Here is a 6,694-nt window from a genome sequence, read left to right on the forward strand (position 1 = left end):
TGCACGATCAGCACGCCACTGCCGACGAACACCTACCGCCACATCGCTGGTCCTCCGACTCCAGTCCGCCGTAGCCACCGCAAACACCTCCATGATCATGGTGTTGCGACGACCAGTTGAATCCGCCTTGCGATCCTCGATCGGAGTGAACGATGCAGCCGGCCACCTCACCACGACGGGCGACCGCGCTGTGCAACGCTGCCACGGCCAGCCGGGACTTCATCCGGGAATCGATGCTGTAGCCGACGATCCGCCCGGAGCACACGTCCTTTATTGCACACAGATAGAGCTTGCCCTCGCGAGTGTGGTGTTCGGTGATATCGGTCAGCCACAACCGATTTGGCTCCTCGGCGATGAAGTTGCGCTGGACCAGATCATCATGGACTGGTGGTCCCTGTCGTCGGCCGTTACGGCCTCGTTTCTTGCCGAACACCGACCACCAGGCGTTGTCCCGGCAGATCCGCCACGCGGTCCGCTCGGCCATCGACTCTCCCATGGTGGTGGCTTCTCCGGCGAGGAATCGGTAGCCGAATTCCGGGTCCTCGCGGTGGGCATCGAACAGGGCGTCGGCCCGATACGCCGCAGCCAGCTCGGCATCGGTGACCGGGCTGGCCAGCCACCGGTAGTAGGGCTGGCGAGAGAGCTGAAGTACCCGGCACGACACCGCCACGGGGATTCCGTCGGCGGCGAGCTCTTTCACGAGCGGGTAGAGCCTTTTCCCGGCAGGTTCGCCTGCGACAGGTACGCCGCCGCCCGACGCAGCACCTCGTTCTCCTGCTCGAGTAGCCGGATCCGCTTACGGGCCTCGCGCAGTTCAGGGGACTCGGTCGAGGTCACGCCAGGGCTGCGGCCCTCATCGATATCCGCGCGTCGCATCCACTTGTGCAACGTCATCGGATGCACACCGAAGTCCTTGGCGACCTGCTCGATCGTGACGCCTTCTCCACGATCACGAGCCACCCGGACCACATCGTCACGGAACTCCTGGGGGTACGGCTTGGGCACAGCTACATCCTTCCCGACCGCCCGAAGGCAAGCCAGATCAGATGTCACCTATCCGTGCAGCAGTCCCGTGCGACACATCATCCAAAGCGGGAAAGTCACATTCGGCGCGTCCGATGGGCAATACAGCGGACAAGCAACGATCGAACAGACCTTGACCGTGACTGCCTGCTACCCCCTCGCAGGCGGCGCCATCGTGTGTCAGCCTGGCAACCCACACAAGATGTTGGTGGTTGCCGAACTCCAGGAGCACGACTTCTACTACGACGGACGGGCGAGTATGAAGCCCGACCCTAACAACCTTCCCACCCAGGACCCGGTGAAGCCGTACATCATGAATGGCGGTAGCTATATTCCTGACGAGAAGATCGTCGGTGTAGTCACCTGCTACGAAGTAGGTCGCAACGGCGCTATCAGTGATGAAATTAAGGAGTGGGACTATATGAAAGAGGTATTCCCGAACCTAGCGTAGTCGCTGCTGCGCAGAAGTAGTTTTGGTCGGGTCCCGCGAGGTTTCGGGGCCCGACACAAAGCGTGTTCCTGAGCGTTTCCGAACTCTATCGATGTATGGGGCCTGAAGATTCCGCGCGGGGAGGAGTCTCTGGCAGAAGGGTCGCCGACGCCCCAGGCATGGGGTAGGGGATGAGTCCGCCTTGCGACGAGTCGGTTGTGAGCGTGGCCATCTGGTTGTTGTGGATGAGCCAGAACGTTCCCTGGTTGTCACGCGCCACCGTCGGTGAGGGGGTCGCGATAAGACTGCTAAGCATGGGAGCGAACGTGGTGTCGTCGAGGATGGTGAGTAACCACCACGGGCGGCCGACGTCGGCTTCTTGGTGCGTCGACGTCCTTGGCGTATCTGAGGGTCGTGGGTGGGTGACGAACCATACGCACTGTCCGGCGGTGCCGACCGTGAGAGGAGTGGCCGGAAGGTGCACGGCGGGAATCGTATCGGCGCCGATGTCTGGCACTGCGGGATCGAGGACTAGGTGCGGTGGGGAGCCGGCCAGCACCGGCCTGGCGCCGCTTCGTGCTGGCGGTGTGGGCGCAAGGATTGGCCCGGGTATGACTGTGCCGGCCGGAGAGACCAGAAAGAAGCGCAGTGCGTCCTGGTGGTCTATCGCGATCAGGAACGAGTCACCGTCGGCCACGGCTGCCACTACCGGGCCTTCGGGAAGATTCACGCTGTTCGGGGCTGCGCTTGGAGTATGCAGTGTCCACGGCTGGGTGAGGGAACGGGCGAGGACGGTCTCGCCGACGGTGGCGGCCACGGAGGTGGCTGCATCGCTCACTCGGTACGCCGGACGGCCATTTGTCACGCGGTAGAGCCCGTCAGGGCCGCTCACCCAACAGCCCCCTGGTGTGGCGTGCACTCCGCGGCCACCGTTCGGCGCTCCTGCGAACACGTATTCCGTCGCGACTTGTTCCGCGCCGATACACACCACCACCGGTAGCTGCTGATCCAGAATCCACACATTGCTACCTGAGGCCGCCACGTCGCCGGGCACTAGTGGCGGCCGCAGCTCGCGTTGCGGCACGTCGTCGAGGTTGAGATCGACAAGAACACCGATCACGCGCTTATGCGGATCGGCCTCGAGGTTGAGCCATCGGGGCGTGCTGTCGACGTCGGCATAGCGTAGCGCCGCACCCGGTGCGGGCGACCAAGCTCCGCTGACGGCACGGGTGTACAGGGTGGATACCAACGTCACTCGAGTAACTCGACCGCGAACTGTCTCGCGGGCCCACGGCTTGACAGAAAACCGGCCAGTCAGCTCGACGTGCCCCGCACGGGGCCGCACCCCTGCCCAATGAGCCGTCCACCCGTCGCCACGGAGGACGCCCGTCCACTGCCAATGACGCTCGATCCCCATCCGGCCGCCTCGCAGCCTCGGCGGGTCATCTGACAGGTCCAAACTTGCTCGCACCGTCGTCACGCCACGGTCAGAACGGGTCGGCAAGGTGTCTTCGATAAACGCCAGCGGCAGAGTGATCACCGCCCCAACTTCAGGCGGCGGAATATCGCCAGCATCTACTAGCGGGGAGTCGATAAAGACGGTCACGACACGAGATGAACTCATGCGCCCTTCGCCGTGAAGTTAGCCATGCACACCAGGCTACACCAGGCATTTTGTTCTCATCGCCGCCTCTGCGCGAGCGCGGGCCCCTGGGCGCACACCTAACCGTTTGCTTCAGTCGATGCGTCCGGCCCCGCAATACCCGTACACTACCGTCACAGGTGACGCAACTTATTGCTGCGCAGAGCAATTCGCCACCATCTACGCTATGGCTGGTAGCGGCTTGCTTGAATGGCCGCATAGACCCCTGGGCGCCCCTGGGGTACCCAGCTATCATCACCTGCTGTGAACCTTGACGGAGTCGACACCGATTGGACCCGTGGACGACTCGAAGAGTTTGTCGACCAGACCCGGGCCGTGAATCAGTCCAGCAATTCAGGTCGCGTCTCGCACATCACCAATCGCTCTGCCCCTGCATGTGGTCGACCCCGAGCTATCGAACTCGCCGAGGTCGTGAGGCCGATACTCGACCGACTCTATTCAGAGTGGCGTGTGGAGAACCAGGCGAGCAAGAACGACGAGTTCAAACTCGAACGTGACGCGGCTCGAAAGCTGCTTGCGCGACTGGCGACGCACGACGAAGTGGCGCAGAAGCTAGGTCCAGGGTTTGCATCACCAAAGATCACGGCAGGTTCGATGCACCATCTCATCTGGAAGGCCGCGGAGCTGCCCTGGTCTCTAGGCCAGCGGCACGAGGCAGTACTCGCGGCCGCAAAAGCGGCTAACTCGCTCATCCAGGCAAAGGTTGAACGACGCGACCTTTCGGATCGCAAGCTCGTGCAGGAGGTCTTTAGTCCTAAGCCGCCGCAACCCGGTAAGCCACGGCTTCGGTTCCCGCAGATCATCCAGGATGAGACTCGGGAATCCATGCGCCAAGGCGCCATGGACTTCGGCGCGGGATGCTTCAGCGCCATTCGAAATCCGCTTGGCCACCTGCCCAACGACGAACTCGATCTTGAGGAACAGACCGCACTCGAACAGCTTGCCGCGCTAAGCCTTCTGGCGCGATGGATCGATCAGTCAGCTATCGAGCGAGCTTGAGCCATCGCGCGTGGTGGCTGGACCGCTCGGTATGGCGGCACAGCGAGATCCCGAGCGGAGCGCACCGCGTTACCGGCCGGTGTGCTTCGCGTACATCTGACGCAATCCGTCGAGACGAGACCCATTGGCGCCAAGACCGACGAGGTACCCATCGAGAAACATCTGCGAGACATCGGCTTCGGCAAGCACTGCCAGGTCGTCGGAGATGCGTCGTTTGAGGAACGAATCCGACACCGAATATCCGTTGTAACCGGCGTCATGGATCGACTCGAACGCCTCGCGCAAGCGTGGATCGACCGGAGGGCCTGCGGCACCCGTGGCCAGGTCAATCGCACCTACCGCTGCCGCCCAGCCAGCAACTTCGCCGGCGGCATGCTCCACCACTCCCAGCGCGTTGCCGTCAGCCAACCGGACCGCGTCCGCCAACAGCTTCAACGTCGGGACAAACGCGAGTATCGGACCGCCTGTTTCGACGGACAAACTACGACTACTTCCTACATTGCCGTTCGCAACGAACCGCGCAACAGCAGGAGTGGGATGACGCAGATCCCCTTTCTGAGGGACAACCAGCCCGCGTTGGCCGTAGTTTTCGCCAGCGTCAGCAAGCCACGCCGCGACTACGCCCACGGCACGATCGAGCCCGACACTACGGCTGATCCATGCGCTCGTCGATGGCCCCACATCTACAGGCTAGACCGCAAGACCGACACACTAGAGGCCACCGCACCCCATCCCCGAAAAGGTCGGGTCACAGGTGCACACCAAAGATGTTTCGAGTGGGCTAAGACCTCGAACGACGGACGTCGGCCCCGACGGTAGATCAGAGACGCTTCAAACATGTGTTCTCCACCAGTCTTTTTCGGATGCCGATAACTTCGCGATGACGTTCCTGCTCTTGCAGGTTGAGCCGTCGTGCCGCTGCTCGGATGACACAGATAGCCTGGCGGACTGATCGAGCCGACGTCTTGAGGTTGAGTACACAGATCTGTCCGGAGTGCCATATAGCCTTGAGGAATGGACTGGATTGATCCTCAAGGCTGGCCCCGTAACAGATACACCGGAGTTGGTGGCGGCTTGTATACCGGTGTGGGCGGTGGCTTATACACAGGCGTCGGTGGCGGCGCGTCTACAGGGGTGGGCGGGGGCGCCTATTCGGGCGTCGGTGGCGGCGCGTACACCGGAGTCGGCGGCGGTCTCTATACCGGAGTCGGGGGAGGCTGCTACACAGGTGTGGGTGGCGGTCTCTATACCGGTGTGGGCGGTGGCTTGTATACAGGCGTCGGTGGGGGTTTGTATCAAGGCCCCGGCGGCGGCGCCTACTCGGGCGCAGAAGTTGACGGACCGCGGCGGAACTGGCCCCCTATCCCCATCTTGCTCGAGTACCTGGACCAGATCGGATACCGGCAGGAGGCCAGTCTAATCAGGCAGGCTTACGACTTGAGCTCATAACCAGTCGGACTATCTGGCCGAGAATTCCAGGTTCGTCGTCGATGGGTGGCCGGTTGTTCCGAGGTCGGCATCCATGGCTGGACGAGCGGCGAGCTCTCAAGCGAGTACATCGCGGAGCCTTGGTTCGCCAAGCGCTCTCGGGTTCGATGTTTGCGCGTTCCGTCACGTGACGAATACCTACGTCATCGTACGCTCGAATTACACTCTGCCACAACCTATTTGAAGTGCCGACAATTTACGTTACGTCAGCACGAGCACTGCATGTTTCATCAGGTGCGTCAGGCTCGCGCTTGCCTGAGGGCGTGGGTTCGTCACGACCGATAGATACCCTCCAGCGCATCAGGGTCGTCGATGGGCGACTGTGGTGATCGGGCTTTTCAAGCGTTCAGGGTTCTGCTGGGGCATGGGGGTCGTTGTGTGTGGTGATTGCGCGTTCGTGGGCGCTGAGGCCTCCCCAGACGCCGTAGGGTTCACGGTTGCGAAGCGCGAAGTCGCGGCAGGTGGTGATGACCGGGCATATTGCGCAGATGCGTTTGGCGTTGCGTTCACTGGCTCGTCGGGCATGGCCGGGCAACCCGTGAGCGGGGTAGAACAAGTCGGTCGGCATGTTGCGGCATGTGCCGCTCAGTTGCCAGTCCCAGTTGTCGGTGTGGGTGACGGGTAGTTGCAGGTTGGTGCCGCGTTGGAATCGACGGGTGATGGTGTCGAGGGTGCGGTAGTTGAGCTGGGTGCGTGAGGCGGGGAAGCGGTGGGTGATGGGGTTGCCGCACTGCGGGTTTCGGTCCTGGTTCACAGCTGTTGATACGCCGGCGCCACCTGGGTGGTGGCGGGTTGTGTGTGGGGGTGGCGGATGAAGCGGTTGGAGATGTGTCCGATGCCGTCGATGGTGATGGTGACGACGTCGCCGTGTTCGAGTGGGGTTGGGCGGTTGGTGGTGGCGGGTGTGCCGGTGAGGATGACGTCGCCGGGTTCGAGTGTGGTGAAGGTGGAGATGGTGGCGATGTGAACCGCCCCGGGTCTGTCGGAGGCTCTCGAACCTGTGAAGGATGGAGAGCATGGCAGCACCACGCAAGTACAGTGAGGAACTCAAGGACCGGGCCACCCGGATGGCATGTGAAGCGCGACGAGAT

Annotated in this window: 6 protein-coding genes and 1 pseudogene; 2 read left to right on the plus strand and 5 right to left on the minus strand. The window is 62.4% G+C overall.

Annotated elements, in window-relative coordinates; all coding sequences use genetic code 11:
* Window positions 1-127 precede the first annotated feature (127 nt).
* Window positions 128-1,005, minus strand: a pseudogene (locus tag MHN80_RS25555) (IS3 family transposase); the annotation flags it as partial.
* Between the two features lie 67 nt (window positions 1,006-1,072).
* Between MHN80_RS25555 and MHN80_RS25560 the strand changes: the two are divergent.
* Window positions 1,073-1,474, plus strand: a complete 402-nt coding sequence (locus MHN80_RS25560; protein ID WP_239404125.1) for a hypothetical protein — start codon at window positions 1,073-1,075, stop codon at window positions 1,472-1,474.
* An 85-nt stretch (window positions 1,475-1,559) separates the two neighbouring features.
* Here MHN80_RS25560 and MHN80_RS25565 read toward each other — a convergent pair whose 3' ends face one another.
* Window positions 1,560-2,708 carry a hypothetical protein gene (locus MHN80_RS25565; RefSeq protein WP_239404126.1) on the minus strand — a complete coding sequence of 383 codons (1,149 nt, stop codon included), beginning with the start codon at window positions 2,706-2,708 and terminating at the stop codon, window positions 1,560-1,562.
* A 651-nt stretch (window positions 2,709-3,359) separates the two neighbouring features.
* On the opposite strand from MHN80_RS25565, the gene MHN80_RS25850 reads away from it, so the two are divergent.
* Window positions 3,360-4,115 (plus strand): TIGR02391 family protein, encoded by a 756-nt coding sequence (locus MHN80_RS25850; RefSeq protein ID WP_239404127.1) that lies wholly within the window; start codon window positions 3,360-3,362, stop codon window positions 4,113-4,115.
* 69 nt (window positions 4,116-4,184) lie between these two features.
* Here MHN80_RS25850 and MHN80_RS25575 read toward each other — a convergent pair whose 3' ends face one another.
* The 3 genes from MHN80_RS25575 to MHN80_RS25585 all read right to left on the minus strand — a co-directional run bounded on the left by MHN80_RS25575 (window position 4,185) and on the right by MHN80_RS25585 (window position 6,632).
* Window positions 4,185-4,796 carry a hypothetical protein gene (locus tag MHN80_RS25575; protein ID WP_239404128.1) on the minus strand — a complete coding sequence of 204 codons (612 nt, stop codon included), beginning with the start codon at window positions 4,794-4,796 and terminating at the stop codon, window positions 4,185-4,187.
* Between the two features lie 1,153 nt (window positions 4,797-5,949).
* Complete coding sequence (locus MHN80_RS25580) at window positions 5,950-6,357, minus strand: WhiB family transcriptional regulator (protein ID WP_308219802.1); 408 nt, start codon at window positions 6,355-6,357, stop codon at window positions 5,950-5,952.
* Complete coding sequence (locus MHN80_RS25585) at window positions 6,354-6,632, minus strand: fumarylacetoacetate hydrolase family protein (RefSeq protein WP_239404130.1); 279 nt, start codon at window positions 6,630-6,632, stop codon at window positions 6,354-6,356. The genes MHN80_RS25580 and MHN80_RS25585 overlap by 4 nt, the downstream gene beginning before the upstream one ends.
* Between the last annotated feature and the right edge of the window lie 62 nt (window positions 6,633-6,694).

It is taken from the genome of Gordonia sp. McavH-238-E, assembly GCF_022348225.1.
Classification (GTDB): domain Bacteria; phylum Actinomycetota; class Actinomycetes; order Mycobacteriales; family Mycobacteriaceae; genus Gordonia; species Gordonia terrae.